This window comes from Bacillus sp. BS98 (assembly GCF_008432245.1).
In the GTDB taxonomy this organism is placed as follows: domain Bacteria; phylum Bacillota; class Bacilli; order Bacillales; family Bacillaceae_G; genus Bacillus_A; species Bacillus_A toyonensis.
Genome location: NZ_CP043830.1, coordinates 3668491 through 3684244 on the forward strand (window position 1 = coordinate 3668491; position 15754 = coordinate 3684244).

A 15754-nucleotide genomic window follows, 5' to 3' on the forward strand; every position below is an offset into this window, starting at 1 on the left:
CCATCCTTCCTATTTACTCGCCACAAGTTCTTCCCCGTCATCTAAACGAACAGAAACAAGCTTAGATACACCTGATTCTTGCATCGTTACACCATACAATACATCAGACTCTTCCATTGTACCTTTCCTGTGTGTAATTACAATAAACTGCGTCTCATCACTAAATTTCTTTAAATATTGCGCAAAACGAGCAACATTCGCTTCGTCTAGAGCCGCTTCTACTTCGTCTAGTACACAGAATGGTACTGGGCGTACTTTTAAAATACCAAATAAAAGCGCTATTGCCGTTAAAGCACGTTCTCCACCTGACAGTAAACCTAAGTTCTGCAATTTCTTTCCTGGTGGTTGTGCAACAATATCAATACCAGTATTTAATATGTCTCCAGGATCCGTCATTACTAAATCCGCTCTACCGCCTCCGAATAATTCAGTAAATACAGATTGAAACTCCGTTCGAATCCCTTCAAAAGTAGTGGAAAAACGTTTTTTCATTTCTTCATCCATCTCAGTAATAAGTTGGTGCAATGTCGCTTTCGCTTCTTCTAAATCATCTCGTTGCTCTAGTAAGAACGTATGACGTTCCGCTACTCGCTCGTATTCATCAATTGCACCCAAGTTTACTGTACCTAACTCTTCTATGGATAGTTTTATTAATTTCACCTTTTTACGCGCATCTTCTGCAGGCATCATCATTGTATACTTCAGTTTTGCTGCTTCAAATGAAATCGTATATGTTTCACGTAAATGTTGCAATCTATTTTCCAACTCAACATCAAGTCGGTTAATTTTCACTTCTTGATCTTTCAACAACTCAAGAATATATTTATGCTTGCCTAACGTTTCCTTCACATTACGTTCTAAATGCTCCACTCTCTCTTGTAATGATACACGTTGTTCACGGCGAGAGCGAATTAATTCTGAAGTTTGATTACGATCATATGCTTTTTTCTCAATCATATTCGTAATTTGTTCTTCACCACTTGAATTAGATGTCATTTCTTGCTTTAAGAATGCTAAATCTTCTTTTGTTTTTACAAGTGTTGTATCAGTTTCTTCTTTTTCCTTCGTTAATCGTTCAACTTTTTCTTTTTGATTAGACAAACGTTGTTGTTGTTCAGCCGCTTGTACTTTCAGCTCAGTCATTTCCTTCTGAACTTTTTCTTTTGAAGAATGTTGCTCACTTTTTTGTTTCGTTAACGCGACGATTTTGCTATCTAATTCCGAAATCTCTGCTTGAAGAGTTGCTAAAATCTTTTCTAACTCTCCTTTACGTCCTTGCATTTTCACTTGATCTTGTAAAAATCCTTCTATCTCTAAGTCGTATATAGATAAGCGATCATTAATTCGATGTTCTTCTAATTCTAATTGATTAATTTCTTCTCTTAATTTTTGTTCATCTGCACGCTCAGTTTCTACACCTTGGCGTAGTTCGCGTATTTGTACTTCTTTTTCTTGAATCTCTTGCTTTACTGCTTTAACAAAGTTTTCTAGCTTCGTTGTTTTTTCTTCCATATCAGTGAGCTTTTTAGTCCATTCTTCAAGTTCACGCTGACGTCCTAATAAAGAAGATTTCGCCTGTTTTACAGCTCCACCAGTCATTGAACCCCCAGGATTCACTACGTCACCTTCAAGTGTTACAATACGATAGCGATATTGTAATTGTTTCGCTAATTCATTTGCACCGCGTAAATCTTTCGCAACAACAACTGTACCTAATAGGCTCGAAACGACATTCTCGTATTTATTATTGTACTGCACAAGTTCTGCCGCTACTCCTACAAACGATGGATGTTGATTCACAACACGTAACTGTTCAAATGATAACGATCTACTTTTAATAACAGCTTGCGGTAAAAACGTTGCACGTCCATGTTTATTCTGCTTTAAAAATGCAATTGCATTACGAGCATGTTCCTCTGTTTGTACAACGATATGCTGCATTGCTGCACCTAGAGCAATTTCCATTGCAACTTCATATTCTTTCGGTACCGTTAACAGTTCCGCAACAGCACCCTCGATACCTTGCAACCTATTTTCTCTAGCTTTCAATACTTCACGTACACCTTGGTAGAAACCAGAATAGTCCTCTTGCATCTCTTCTAGCATTTCTTTTCGTGAGCGCGCCTGTTGTACAAATTGATATGCTTGATACAGTTTTGTTTCATTTTCACTATACTGCGCCTTACATTTCCCGAGCGCCGCTTCTGTTTTCTGTATGTTCGAAATGATACCAGCTATTTTTTCTTTCACTTGTTCATAACTTTCAACAAGTTTCGTCTTTTTCGCTGTGATTTCCATACGCATTTCTACATATTTCGCATTCTCTTCATCAAGACGTTCATTTTTAGAGTTTTGCTGTTTAGACTGTTCTTCAATCATAGATAATTCATTACGCTGACTAGCTTGTTGATTTAAAAGTTCAATATAATCCCCTTTTAAATTCTCAATCTGTTCCTCTAAATTATCCGCAAAAGTTGCAAGCAGTTGTTCATTATCAAGCAAATTTCTCTCCAATTCTTTTACTTGATCTACAAATTGCATTAACACTTCTGTACTTGATTCAATTTCACCATCATAACTTTTAGCTTTTTCTGTCAATTCAACAATTAACTGTTCAAGTTGTGCACAATGCGTCGTAGCATTTTGCTTCCTCTCTTTTAACAGCTCACGTTGTCCTTCTAATTTTTCTAGCTCTTTGCTAGAAAGAAGAAGAACTTCTTGCAAGGAATCTACAGACTCATCTACCGCTTGTAATTGTCCACGTAACTCCTCAAGCTCTTCTTCACTTTTTTGTAAATGCGTTGACATTTTAGCTTCTTCGTTTTTATTATGCCCAAACTGACTTCGAAGCGCTTCCCATTTCTCATGCAATTCTTCAATTTCATGTACAATAAGCGCAGCTTCTACTTTCTCTAACTCTTCTTTTTTCTCAAGATAATCTTTCGCAATAGAAGCTTGTCTCTCTAACGGTTCTACTTGAATACTCAATTCATGAATAATATCTTGTACACGATTTAAGTTTTCTTGTGTATCCGCTAATTTCCCTTCAGCTTTCTTTTTGCGAAGTTTGTATTTCAGCACACCTGCCGCTTCTTCAAATACACCGCGACGTTCTTCTGATTTACTACTTAAAATCTCTTCCACTTTCCCCTGACTAATAATTGAAAAGGCTTCTCTTCCCATGCCAGAGTCCATAAATAAATCGATAATGTCTTTCAATCTACAAGATTGTTTATTTATATAAAAGTCACTATCACCTGAACGAGATACACGGCGCGTTACACTCACCTCGTTATATTCAATCGGTAAACGTTGATCTTCATTATTTAAAGTTAATGTTACTTCAGCTACATTAACCGCTCTCCTCGTTTCACTACCGGCAAAAATAACATCCTCCATCTTTGCACCACGTAATGATTTTGCAGATTGTTCACCAAGTACCCAGCGAATTGCATCAGTAATATTACTTTTCCCGCTCCCATTAGGCCCTACTACAGACGTAACACCTGGAACAAAATCGACAGATACACGCTCAGCAAAAGATTTAAATCCTACTATTTCTAATCTTTTTAAAAACACGAAAGGTCTTCCTCCTATTCTCCGTTGTTATATACGTTGTCTGTACGAAACCAAGCTATAATACGGATTTACTTTCCTTTCATTTATCTACAAAAGAAAAGTTTCATTCTATGCATAAGGAATCCCCCTATTCAAAGGGGGATTCCTTATAGTTGTTCTTTTAATTTTTTCAATGCTTCTGCAGCAGCTTGTTGCTCTGCTTCTTTTTTCGACTTACCACTACCAAGACCTAACGCTACATTATTTAATGTAACACGTGACACAAATTCTCGATTATGGGCTGGTCCTTTTTCTTGCAAAATTTGATACTCAATGTTGCCACTACCATCACGCTGGATCAATTCTTGCAATTGACTCTTATAATCCATCACATGAGAAAAAGCACCTTCATTAATTTTCGGATACACAATTTCTTTTAAGAATCCCCAAACTGTTTCTAGCCCTTGATCAAGATAAAGGGCACCAATAAACGCTTCAAAGACATCCGCTAATAAAGCTGGTCGTTCACGTCCACCTGTCATTTCTTCACCTTTCCCTAATAAAACAAGGCTTCCAAATGACAGCTCATTTGCAAAACGAACAAGAGATGGCTCACATACAATAGCTGCACGTAGTTTTGTTAACTCTCCTTCGCTCATTGTCGGATATTTTTGAAACAGATACTGCGATACAGTAAGTTCCAATACTGCATCTCCAAGAAATTCGAGACGCTCATTGTCTTCATGCGGTTTTTTTCGATGCTCATTCACATACGATGAATGCGTAAATGCTTGAGTCAATAATTTTTCATCTGTAAACGTAATACCTATCTTTTCTTGAAACACTTTAAACGCTTCACGATATTTTGTTTCGTATTTTTTTTCTCTATATTTTCGGTACGGCATAGGTCCCTCCAGATATAAGCCGAGAAAGCCCCGCTAAATAACGGGACTTCACTTAAGCATTATAGATGACTCTCTATGTAAGTCACAGCATCGCCAACAGTAGCAATCTTTTCAGCATCTTCATCAGAAATTTCCATTTCGAATTCATCTTCTAATTGCATTACAAGTTCTACTACATCTAGGGAGTCTGCGCCTAAATCTTCTTTAAAGCTTGCAGCTGGTACTACTTCAGTTTCTTCTACACCTAAACGATCAACGATGATTTTTGTTACACGCTCTAAAACATCTGCCATTCCATTCACCTCCCCTCAAATATTATATTAAATATTGTCCAAAAAAACTAGATGAAATCGATTCTTTTATTACATTACCATTCCGCCATCAACATTTAACGTTTGTCCTGTAACATATTTGCTTTGATCCGAAGCAAAAAACGTTACAGCATTCGCGATATCTTGCGCTTCACCAAACTGTGCAGCCGGAATAACTTTTAACATTTCACCTTTTATATTTTCATCTAATACGTCCGTCATATCAGTTGCAATAAATCCAGGAGCAATTGCATTAACAGTTATATTTCGACTTGCTAATTCTTTTGCTGATGTTTTTGTTAATCCAATTACACCAGCTTTAGCAGCAACATAATTAGCCTGCCCTGGATTTCCTACAACACCAACAACAGAAGCAATATTTATTATTCTACCATGACGTTGGCGCATCATATAACGAGATACTGCTTTTGTACATAAGAATACACCTTTTAAGTTTGTATTAATAACTGTATCCCATTCTTCTTCTTTCATACGCATTAATAAATTATCTTTTGTTACGCCAGCGTTATTTACAAGAATATCGACTTGTCCAAATGTATCTACTGTTTGTTTCACCATATTTGTAACATCTTCAGCATTTGCAACATCTGCTCTTACCGCAATTGCATCTGAACCTAATTTCTTGATTTCATCTACTACTTCATTCGCCTTTTGTTCATTACCAGCATAATTTACTACTACATTTGCCCCTTGTTTCGCTAAATCGATTGCAATCGCGCGACCAATTCCACGTGAAGCACCAGTTACTAATGCTACTTTCCCTTTTAACATCAGTTTTCTCCTCTCAAATTTGAAATGGTATCTTTTAATGTCGCTTCATCATATATGGCATATGCTTTCACTGATGAATCAATCGACTTCATAAGCCCAGCAAGTACTTTTCCAGGTCCAATTTCAATAAATATATCCACACCTTGTTTCACCATAGTTTCAATAGATGGGTACCATAATACAGGTGAATACAGTTGTTCAATTAGCTTCTCTTGAATATCTGCACCACGTGTAATAACATCTGCTGTAACATTTGCTATAACAGGAATATTCGTATCCTGAATTGTAATTTCATCTAACACACTTTGAAACTTCTCAGCAGCTGGCTTCATAAGAGAGGAATGAAATGGTCCACTTACTTTAAGCGAAATTGCTCTTTTAGCACCATTTTCTTTCGCTCTTTGAGAAGCAAGTTCTACCCCTTGATTTGTTCCAGAAATTACAATTTGCTTCGTACTATTCATGTTTGCAATCTGTACTGCATACCCTTCACTTGTTACTTCTTCTGTAACTCGTTTCAGCATATCTGGATCAGCACCTAAAATAGCTGCCATTGCCCCTTCCCCACCAGGAACGGCTTCTTCCATATATTCGCCACGTTTTCTTACAGCATATACAGCATCTTCAAAAGTTATAGCACCAGCTGCCACAAGAGCGCTATATTCACCTAAACTATGTCCTGCTACAAAATCAGGTGTAATGTCATACTCTTTCAAAGCTGTCAAAATAGCAAAACTCGTTGTTAATAATGCAGGTTGTGCATTTGTCGTTAATGTAAGCTTTTCCTGCGGCCCTTCAAAAATCACCTCTGAAAGTGAATCGTGCAACACCTCATCTGCTTTCGCAAACACTTTCGCAACCTCGTTATTATTCTCCGCTAACTGTCTACCCATTCCAACTGCCTGTGAACCTTGGCCCGGAAAAAGAAATGCTATTTTTCCCATTTCAAATCCTCCTCTTATTGAAGCGGCTCCTTCTCCATTACACTTGAAATTGTAGGAATTACTTCTTTCGCTACCATTTCTCTCGTTTGACGAATCGCACTAAATATCGATTGGTCATTTGAAGAACCGTGAGCCTTAATGACAGGAGCTTTCAATCCAAACAATGCCGCTCCTCCATACTCCGAATAATCCATTTTATCTTTTAATACCATAAGTTTTGGTTTTAATACCGCTGCTGCTAATTTGCTCGTAAACGAACTCATTAATTGCTCTTTTAACATAGAGAATAGCGCAAGCGCGGTTCCTTCTAGTGATTTTAGAGCTACGTTCCCTGTAAAACCATCACACACAACAACATCTGCTACACCTTGCAATAAATCTCTTGATTCAACGTTTCCAACAAAATTAATTGGTGCATCTTTGAGCATAGCAAAGACCTGTTTTGAAAGCTCGTTTCCTTTTCCATCCTCTGTTCCAACATTTAAAAGTCCAACACGAGGGTTTTTAATTCCTCTTACCTTCTCTGCGTAAACAGAACCCATCACTGCATATTGATATAAATGAACTGGTTTTGCATCAACGTTTGCTCCAACATCTAACATAACAAAACCTTCTCCATCAACAGTTGGCATTGTCGGTGATAAAGCTGGTCGTTCAATTCCTTCCATACGACCGACAACAAATAATCCTGCTGCCATTAAAGCCCCTGTACTACCTGCTGATATACAAGCATCTGCAATACCATCTTTCACTTGCTGCGCTGCTAGTACCATTGAAGCTTGTTTTTTTCGACGAACCGCCCTTACTGGCTCATCTGTCGATTCAATTTTTTCGTCTGTATGAAGGATAGTAATTCGCTCTTCACTCGTTAAGTATTGACGGATTTCTGCTTCTTTCCCTACTAACGTAATATGTAAATCTGAATATTCCTTAATAGCTTTCATTGCTCCTAATACTACAGCCTTTGGAGCGTGATCTCCGCCCATTGCATCTATTGCGATTTTCATAAGTTGTTACCTTCCTCACTATTATTACTAGATCGATACATTTCAAAAGTGCCTGTAAAAACAAGTTCTTCTCCAACAAAGCTACGCACTTTGACAACCGTCCGTCCTTTATCATTCTCTACATCTTCAACGCGCGCTTTTGCAACTACACGTTCTCCTAATTTTACAGGACGAATGTATCGAATGGTAGACTTTGCAGTTAAAGCTAATTCTTCATCAATAACTGCAACAGCTAGTGAGTTTGCTTGCGCAAACAAATGATGCCCACGAGCAATTTGATTTCTTTTAAATACATGTTCTACCTTTACTTCAAAGATAGATATCGCATGTCTATCTAATTCTATATCGATAATTTCTCCGACAACCTCTTCTAACGGTAAAGATTTCACATCTTCTTCATGTTGTTTTGTAGCCACATGCTTAATTCGTTCTCTCAATTCAGGAATAGATAACTCCATACGATCCAGACGAACAGTCTGTATGCTCACTTGAAATTTTTCTGCTAAATCTTCATCCGTTATAAAAGGATTCGTTTCTATTGTTTGTTGTAATAATTCTTGTCTTTCTTTTTTACTTCTTCTCTTTTTCATACCGCACCATCCATTTTTATGACTAGGTACTAACAGTAGTATATAATCATTAAAAGTAGAATGCAACAAAAACTTTTGCAGACTACTTTTAATCGAGCTTCTCTCCCTGGAACACACCTGTTCCGTCAAGATAAGTACGCAACGAAGCATACTGATCATTATGCCAAAACGCTTCTGAATCAACTAGTATCGCCGCATCTTGTCTCGCTGTTTCTAACGCCCGATAATCATGTACCATATCAGCAACCTTAAATTCTGGTAGACCACTTTGCTTACTTCCAAAGAAATCCCCAGGACCTCGTAACTCTAAATCTTTTTCTGACAATACAAATCCATCATTTGTTTCAGTCATAATACGCATTCTTTCTTTTCCTGTTTCTGATTTCGGGTCTGCAATTAATAAGCAATATGATTGTTCACTACCACGCCCAACACGCCCCCTGAGCTGATGAAGCTGCGATAAACCGAAACGCTCCGCGTCATAAATAACCATAACAGTCGCATTTGGTACATTCACACCTACTTCAACAACTGTTGTCGAAACAAGAATTTGCACTTTATTTTCACTAAACTGTCCCATTATCTCTTCTTTTTCTTGAGATGATAGTCTCCCATGCATTAATCCAACTTGGCACTTACCTTGATAATGATGAGTCAGCATACTATGTAAATCGATAGCATTTTGTACATCAAGTTTCTCAGACTCTTCAATAAGAGGACAAATAACATATGCCTGTCTTCCTTTTTTTATCTCTTTCTCCACAAAGCCGAGAACACGGTCTAACATATCATGTTTTGCCCAATACGTTTCGATTACCTTTCTACCAGCTGGCATTTCATCGATAATAGAAACGTCCATCTCTCCAAATGCCGTAATAGCTAACGTTCGCGGAATTGGGGTTGCCGTCATAAACAATACATCTGGACTTTCACCTTTCTCACGTAAAACCCGGCGCTGCGCTACACCAAATCGATGCTGTTCATCGGTAATAACGAGACCTAACCTATGAAATATAACTTCATCTTGAATTAAAGCGTGCGTCCCAACAAGGATATCTACTTCTCCCTGCTCTAATCTCGCCAAAATTTCCCGACGTCTCGCACCCTTAACAGAACTCGTTAACAGTTCAACCGTCATACCGAAACGAGAAAACGTCTCCGCAAGCGACTGATAATGTTGTTCGGCTAAAATTTCTGTAGGAACCATTAAAGCACCTTGATAATGAGCTAATTTTGCGGCATAGAGACCAATCGCAGCAACAACTGTTTTCCCAGAACCAACGTCACCTTGCAACAGCCTGTTCATCCGATAAGGAGATGTCATATCCTTTAAAATTTCATCTACAACCCGGCGCTGTGCACCAGTTAACGGAAACGGAAGTGCATCGATAAATTCTTGTAATTCTGTTGACGGGATTTCCTTCTTCGTACCTTTTGAATTTTCTCTCTCCATTTTCCTTAGTGTTTGCATTTTTAGCTGAAATAAGAAAAACTCCTCATATACAAAACGGCGACGAGCTTGCTTTAAATCTTCTTGCCCTACCGGAAAATGCAACGCCCTGAGTGCTTCATAACGTGGTAATAATTTATACCGATTTAACAAACCATCTGGTAGCACTTCGACTATAGAATCTCCATACTCCTTTAGCGCTTGTGCAATAAAACGGCGCATCTGTTTTACTGTAAGCTTTCCTTTCACTGAATATACAGGCTCTACTTCTTGTTGACGAACAACCGATCCAAAATGAAGCTCTGATACAGCAATTGTTTGACGATGTTGATCCCATTTACCAGTAATCGTTACCGTTTCATCCAAATTTAACTTTTGCTTATAGTAAGGTCTATTAAAACATACAGCCGTAATTAAATAACGACCGACGAGAACACGAACTGTAAGACGTGATTTTTTCTTACCATAGTATTGTAGTAACGGAGCACTATGAACTTTCCCTTCAACTGTTACACGCTCATCATGCTTTACTTCAGCAAGATCTTTCATCGCATAATCTTCATAACGGTACGGAAAATGCTCTAATAGATGAGAAACTGTATAAATTCCCATCTCGTGTAGTAATTCAGATGTTTCTCCTCCGATTCCCTTTACATCTGTAACAGGAACTTGTACAACGTCATTCAAGATTCTCACACTCCGTCACATTATTTTCTTTGTTACACTCTATTTGAGTATCAATTAACATCTGCAATCGCTATCTTTCACCTTATATATTCTATCATAGGCATTCTAAGAGAAACTACTCAAATCCCTTATACACAACAAGTAAAAAAGAGCCTCACTATTAGCAGCAAGGCTCTTTTCTTTATTCCATATGCTAGCCTTTTGAATAAAAACTAGTAATAACGTTCACATTACTACTTCTGATCCATTAGCAAGTAAGTGATCCATTTATTTTCAAAACGAATCTTTTTTATTCTACAGAGAAGATGAAAGAATACACTGGTTGATTCCCAGCATGCACTTCTACTTCAGCATCTTCAAATTTCTCTTCTACAAATGCAACTAACTCAGCTACTTCTTCATCAGTTGCATCTTCACCTTGTAGAATCGTTACGATTTCAGACTCTTCATCAATCAATGTTTCTAATAATTGCTTTGCAGCTCCTACTTTTTCAGCATTTGTTGATACGATTTTTCCATCCGCAATGCACATGAAATCGTCTTTTTGAATTGCTACACCGTCAATTTCCGTATCACGAACAGCATACGTAATTTGACCCGTTTTCACATGAGATAAAGCTTCTTTCATGTTTTCTTCATTTTCTTCTAACGTTCCAACTGGATTAAATGCTAACATTGCAGCCATACCTTGAGGAACTGTTTTTGAACGAATAACAATAACTTCTTGATCAACAACTGACGCTGCTTGTTCTGCTGCCATCACGATGTTTCCGTTATTTGGTAAGATGATGATTTTTTCAGCATTCGCCTCTTCAATCGCCTTCACAATATCCTCCGTACTCGGATTCATCGTTTGGCCACCTTCGATTACTTTCGTTGCACCAATGCTCTCAAATAAAGTTTTAATACCAGATCCCATAGCTACAGTTACGATACCATATGGTTGTTTTTCTTTCGATTGAGTTGTTTGCTCAGGAACCATAGTAGGTTCATCTAATAAAGCGGTATGCTGTTCACGCATATTTTCTACTTTAATCTTAATTAAACTACCATAGCGTTGCCCATAATTCATAGGATCTCCAGGATGTTCCGCATGAATATGAACCTTAACAACCTCATCATCTGATACAACAAGTAGTGAATCTCCGTATACACTAATATCTTCACGGAATTTTTGTTCAGAGAAATTATGTTCCTTCATTTTTTCAGGCTCTAATTTCACCATGAATTCCGTGCAATATCCATACTTTATATCTTCTGTACTCAATTGGCTTTGTACACTACGGTGATGTTCTGCGCGTACCATGTCATTCATAGATGGTTGGACAGACACATCAGAAGAAATTGTTTCTCCTTTTAAGTCAGCTAAAAATCCTTCATATACAACAACAAGACCTTTACCACCGCTATCTACAACGCCAACTTGCTTTAATACAGGTAATAAATCTGGCGTACGATTTAACGATGCATTGGCTTCTTTCACAACGTCTTCCATAAACAAAACAAAGTCGCGCTGTTTTTTCGCAACTGTCACTGCATATTTACCCGTTTCTCTTGCAACCGTTAAAATCGTTCCTTCAATCGGTTTCATAACCGCTTTGTAAGCCGCTTCTACCCCAGCATCTAAAGCTGCAGCAAAATCAACTGTTGTTAATTCTTCTTTTTGTTCAATGGATTTTGAAAAACCACGGAATAACTGAGATAAAATAACACCAGAGTTACCACGAGCTCCCATTAATAATCCTTTGGCTAAACTTACACCGACTTTACCAGCGTGCTGTGAAGGATTTGCTTTCACTTCACGTGCGCCTGAAGTCATTGATAAGTTCATGTTTGTACCGGTATCGCCATCTGGAACTGGAAATACGTTTAATGCATCAACAAGCTGAACATTATTTGTTAAATTATTCGCTCCTTGCATGATCATTTGTGATAAACGTTTCCCATCAATTTTTTGAATTGACACAGATTTTCCTCCTTAATGCACATTACAAGTTTATTACTTTAACTCCTTGTACGTAGATGTTTACAGAATCTACTGCTAGTCCTACAGTTTGATCTAATGTATATTTCACTTTCGTCTGCACGTTATGTGCTACTTCTGAAATTTTCGTACCATAGCTCACAATAATATACATATCAATATGTACTTCATCTTCATCTTTACGAACAATAACACCTCTAGTGAAGTTTTCTTTTCGTAAAATGTCTGTTAATCCATCTTTTAACTGATTTTTTGATGCCATACCTACGATACCGTAGCAATCTACCGCGGCACCTCCAGCAATTGTTGCAATTACATCTGTACTAATATCAATTTGTCCGTACTTCGTTTTAATTTCAATTGACATCTCGTTTCCCCCTTCATAAATGGTGAAAGTGAGCTAGACTACTTTAGTTACTATCATATAATCTTTTCAAAGAAAATTCCATCGTTCTTTCTTTTCACTCTCATATTTTATGTTTTATACTACACTTTTCTATGATGAGCAAAATAGTCCATTGTTATTATACAACATGTACCACTATAATATGTCAAGCAAATTTTCTTGATTTCAACTTTTCTTCACTTACATATAGTGTCAAGTAATTTTTCTTGATTTCTTTTTTCTACAGTGTTGCATTCTCTTTTTAGTTGTGTTAAATTATAGTAGTGTTTTTAGCATCGCAAAAAAGACTAACATTGAAAAATTACGTATGGTAAGGTGTCAAGGGAGGGAAATATAAATGGCTCGTGTTTGTGCTATCACTGGAAGAAAAGCTCGTTCTGGTAACTCTCGTTCTCACGCAATGAACGCTACAAAACGTAAATGGGGCGCTAACCTTCAAAAAGTTCGCGTACGCATCGACGGTAAAGTTCAACGTGTTTACGTTTCTGCTAGAGCATTAAAATCTGGCAAAATCGAACGTGTTTAATAATAAAAAAAAGAGCCGCTAGGCTCTTTTTTTACTATACCAATGGAAAAAGCACCTATTATCGGTGCTTTTTTTAGTCTTTTTTGAAGGTGTTTAACATCGCACGAACAATTCCACCAAGAAATTTAGGTAACTTAATTGTATAAAATCTCATGGTTTCCCTCCTAATCCCCTTTACTCCACTTGCCCACTATATGATGCAAGGAGCAAAATTGTTTCTTCAATCAGTGCTTCTTATCATCATTAATATGCCAGATGCGAATGAAAAAGTACCTTTTTCCTCAATGAGTTCATTACTAATACAAAGTGTCGATCCCCACTCTATCGTTTTATTAGTAAGAGGGTACTTAAATCCTTGTAGTGTAATACCTTCTACACTTTCAGTAACTGGCACAAATGATACATAGGGGAAATTTTTATTTATTCCAATTGTATATGTACCAACTTTTTTCACCATTATTTCATTTTTATTATCCACAATACACATTTCCACTTTTGCTTCTAAACCCTTTAAAAGCATCTGTATATTTGCTAAACCATGATCCAACCGCCCACCAGTTGCACCAAAAATACGAATTAATTTGGGTTTCTGTTCTAAAGCCCAACTAATTGCAATCTCTAAATCCGTTTGATCTTTTTCTCGTGGAACAATATGTAATTCATCTGTTTGCTGTCCCATCCATACTAATTCTTCTTCAGTTACTGAATCGTAATCTCCGAACGCAACAGATGGAGTAATCCCTCTTTTTAGTAAATGGTACACTCCTCTATCAACCGCCGCCCACACTATTTCTTCATTTTCATATCGAGAAAAATCTGCGCAATATTCTGCAGGGCCTCCTGCTAAAATATGAATAATCATTTTTCCTTCCCCTTCTATTGTAAAAAGGCAATCTGCCATTCGGTAGATTGCCTTTTTACATATTTTTCGCTCTATCCTTTCTAAATAGTGAAGTCTTACTAAACCCGAAACTTCACTAGGATAGGGATCTGTTCATTCATTATCCACGAATGATACGGATCGCTTCACCGCGGTCTTTTTGATTGTATACCGCTGATCCAGCTACAAGTACATTTGCTCCTGCTTCAACACAAAGTCTTGCCGTTTCAGCGTTGACACCACCATCAACTTCAATTTCGACTTCTAGATTTCGCTCTTTAACCATTTCTGCAACTTGTTTAATTTTCGGTAATACAGAATGGATAAATTTCTGTCCACCAAATCCAGGATTCACCGTCATAAGTAATACCATATCTATATCTTCTAACACATGCTCAATCACCGAAACTGGCGTATGTGGATTTAATACAACCCCTGCTTTAATGCCATGAGATTTAATTAACTGAATTGTACGATGTAAATGAGGACACGCCTCTACATGAACAGTAATAATATCCGCTCCCGCTTTCGCGAAAGTTGGGATATAGTTATCAGGATTTTCAATCATTAAATGCACATCTAACGGTAATGATGTAATCGGACGGATCGCTTCTACAATTAATGGCCCAATCGTAATATTCGGTACAAAATGCCCGTCCATTACATCGACATGAATGTAATCAGCTCCGCCTTTTTCTACATCTTTAATTTCTTCCCCTAATTTTGAAAAATCTGCTGATAAGATCGATGGTGCAATTTTAATCATAACTAATACCTCGGCTTTCTCTCTCTAATTTCTTCTACGAATTGTTGGTAATTCTTATAACGATATTCTGTAATCTTTCCTTCTTCAACCGCAGCTTTCACCGCACATTTCGGTTCAGAAAGATGTGTACACCCTCTAAATTTACAGTATTGGCTCGCTTCTTTCAACTCAGGAAAACAATATGTAAGATCTTCTACCTCTATATCTATGAAATCAAGTGAACTAAAACCAGGTGTATCCGCAACAAGTCCACTTCCAACTGCAATTAATTCCACGTGTCTTGTCGTATGTTTTCCGCGTCCTAAATGTGAGGAAATATCATTTGTTTTTAGTTCTAAATCCGGACGTAATACGTTAAGCATCGAAGATTTCCCAACACCTGATTGGCCAGCAACGACAGAAACACAACCTTCTAAAAATGGTTTTAAAATAGCAATACTTTCCGATGTATTTATAGAAGTAAATAATACATCATAACCCATTTCACGATAATCATTTGCATAAGCTTCAACGGTTTCTCGCATCTTTTCATCCACTAAATCCATCTTACTAATACAAATAATCGGCTTAATGTTATGATATTCAATCAGCACTAAAAATCGATCTAACAGTCCAGGATTAAAATCTGGTTCTACTGCAGAGAAAACAAGGATTGCTTGATCCACATTAGCAATAGGAGGCCTAACAAGTTCATTTTTTCGATCAAATACTTCAAGCACGTAGCCTTCCGTTGGGTTATCTGCTTGAAAAACGACTTGGTCTCCTACAAGTGGTGTAATTTTATTTTTTCTAAATACACCACGCCCACGACATTGTGTAACCCCTTCTTCATGTTGTACATAATAAAATCCACTTAAAGCTTTTACAATTTTTCCTTCTGGCATATAATTCTCCTTTATTTTGTATAAAGTGAAGCTGTAATTAAAACGAATAGACTAGAGTTCTTTA

At 37.3% G+C, this 15754-nt stretch carries 15 protein-coding genes; 1 reads left to right on the forward strand and 14 read right to left on the reverse strand.

What is annotated here, in order from left to right; genetic code table 11:
* Positions 1–9: 9 nt before the first annotated feature.
* From smc to F0362_RS18915, 10 genes are all read right to left on the reverse strand, one after another.
* Complete coding sequence (smc, locus tag F0362_RS18870) at positions 10–3579, reverse strand: chromosome segregation protein SMC (RefSeq protein ID WP_149889922.1); 3570 nt, start codon at positions 3577–3579, stop codon at positions 10–12.
* Between the two features lie 146 nt (positions 3580–3725).
* The gene (gene rncS, locus F0362_RS18875; protein ID WP_001146877.1) at positions 3726–4463 is read right to left on the reverse strand and encodes a ribonuclease III; all 738 of its coding nucleotides are present in this window, start codon (positions 4461–4463) and stop codon (positions 3726–3728) included.
* Between the two features lie 59 nt (positions 4464–4522).
* Positions 4523–4756: an acyl carrier protein gene (gene acpP, locus F0362_RS18880; RefSeq protein WP_000786062.1), complete on the reverse strand. Its 234-nt coding sequence runs from the start codon at positions 4754–4756 to the stop codon at positions 4523–4525.
* Between the two features lie 69 nt (positions 4757–4825).
* Positions 4826–5566, reverse strand: a complete 741-nt coding sequence (fabG, locus tag F0362_RS18885; RefSeq protein WP_000911780.1) for a 3-oxoacyl-[acyl-carrier-protein] reductase — start codon at positions 5564–5566, stop codon at positions 4826–4828.
* Positions 5566–6510 (reverse strand): ACP S-malonyltransferase, encoded by a 945-nt coding sequence (gene fabD / locus F0362_RS18890; protein WP_000515916.1) that lies wholly within the window; start codon positions 6508–6510, stop codon positions 5566–5568. Before fabD ends, fabG begins: the two co-directional genes overlap by 1 nt.
* 14 nt (positions 6511–6524) lie before the next feature.
* Positions 6525–7517, reverse strand: a complete 993-nt coding sequence (gene plsX, locus F0362_RS18895) for a phosphate acyltransferase PlsX (protein ID WP_000684090.1) — start codon at positions 7515–7517, stop codon at positions 6525–6527.
* The gene (gene fapR, locus F0362_RS18900) at positions 7514–8107 is read right to left on the reverse strand and encodes a transcription factor FapR (RefSeq protein WP_000747351.1); all 594 of its coding nucleotides are present in this window, start codon (positions 8105–8107) and stop codon (positions 7514–7516) included. Before fapR ends, plsX begins: the two co-directional genes overlap by 4 nt.
* Positions 8108–8195: 88 nt before the next feature.
* Positions 8196–10244, reverse strand: a complete 2049-nt coding sequence (gene recG, locus F0362_RS18905) for an ATP-dependent DNA helicase RecG (protein WP_001000818.1) — start codon at positions 10242–10244, stop codon at positions 8196–8198.
* Positions 10245–10533: 289 nt separating this feature from the next.
* Complete coding sequence (locus F0362_RS18910; protein ID WP_149889923.1) at positions 10534–12210, reverse strand: DAK2 domain-containing protein; 1677 nt, start codon at positions 12208–12210, stop codon at positions 10534–10536.
* A 22-nt stretch (positions 12211–12232) separates the two neighbouring features.
* Positions 12233–12595 carry an Asp23/Gls24 family envelope stress response protein gene (locus F0362_RS18915; protein ID WP_000021109.1) on the reverse strand — a complete coding sequence of 121 codons (363 nt, stop codon included), beginning with the start codon at positions 12593–12595 and terminating at the stop codon, positions 12233–12235.
* Positions 12596–12971: 376 nt separating this feature from the next.
* Between F0362_RS18915 and rpmB the strand changes: the two genes are divergently transcribed.
* Positions 12972–13160, forward strand: coding sequence for a 50S ribosomal protein L28 (gene rpmB, locus F0362_RS18920; RefSeq protein WP_000124776.1), 189 nt, complete (start codon positions 12972–12974; stop codon positions 13158–13160).
* Between the two features lie 73 nt (positions 13161–13233).
* Here the strand turns inward: rpmB and spoVM are convergent, their stop codons facing one another.
* The 4 genes from spoVM to rsgA all read right to left on the reverse strand — a co-directional run bounded on the left by spoVM (position 13234) and on the right by rsgA (position 15690).
* A complete protein-coding gene (spoVM, locus tag F0362_RS18925; protein ID WP_001213599.1) occupies positions 13234–13314 on the reverse strand; it encodes a stage V sporulation protein SpoVM in 81 nt (26 codons plus the stop codon).
* A 66-nt stretch (positions 13315–13380) separates the two neighbouring features.
* Positions 13381–14061, reverse strand: a complete 681-nt coding sequence (locus F0362_RS18930) for a thiamine diphosphokinase (RefSeq protein WP_002048799.1) — start codon at positions 14059–14061, stop codon at positions 13381–13383.
* A 100-nt stretch (positions 14062–14161) separates the two neighbouring features.
* A complete protein-coding gene (rpe, locus tag F0362_RS18935; RefSeq protein ID WP_000589965.1) occupies positions 14162–14806 on the reverse strand; it encodes a ribulose-phosphate 3-epimerase in 645 nt (214 codons plus the stop codon).
* A gap of 2 nt (positions 14807–14808) precedes the next feature.
* Positions 14809–15690 (reverse strand): ribosome small subunit-dependent GTPase A, encoded by an 882-nt coding sequence (gene rsgA / locus F0362_RS18940; protein ID WP_001113946.1) that lies wholly within the window; start codon positions 15688–15690, stop codon positions 14809–14811.
* Positions 15691–15754 lie beyond the last annotated feature (64 nt).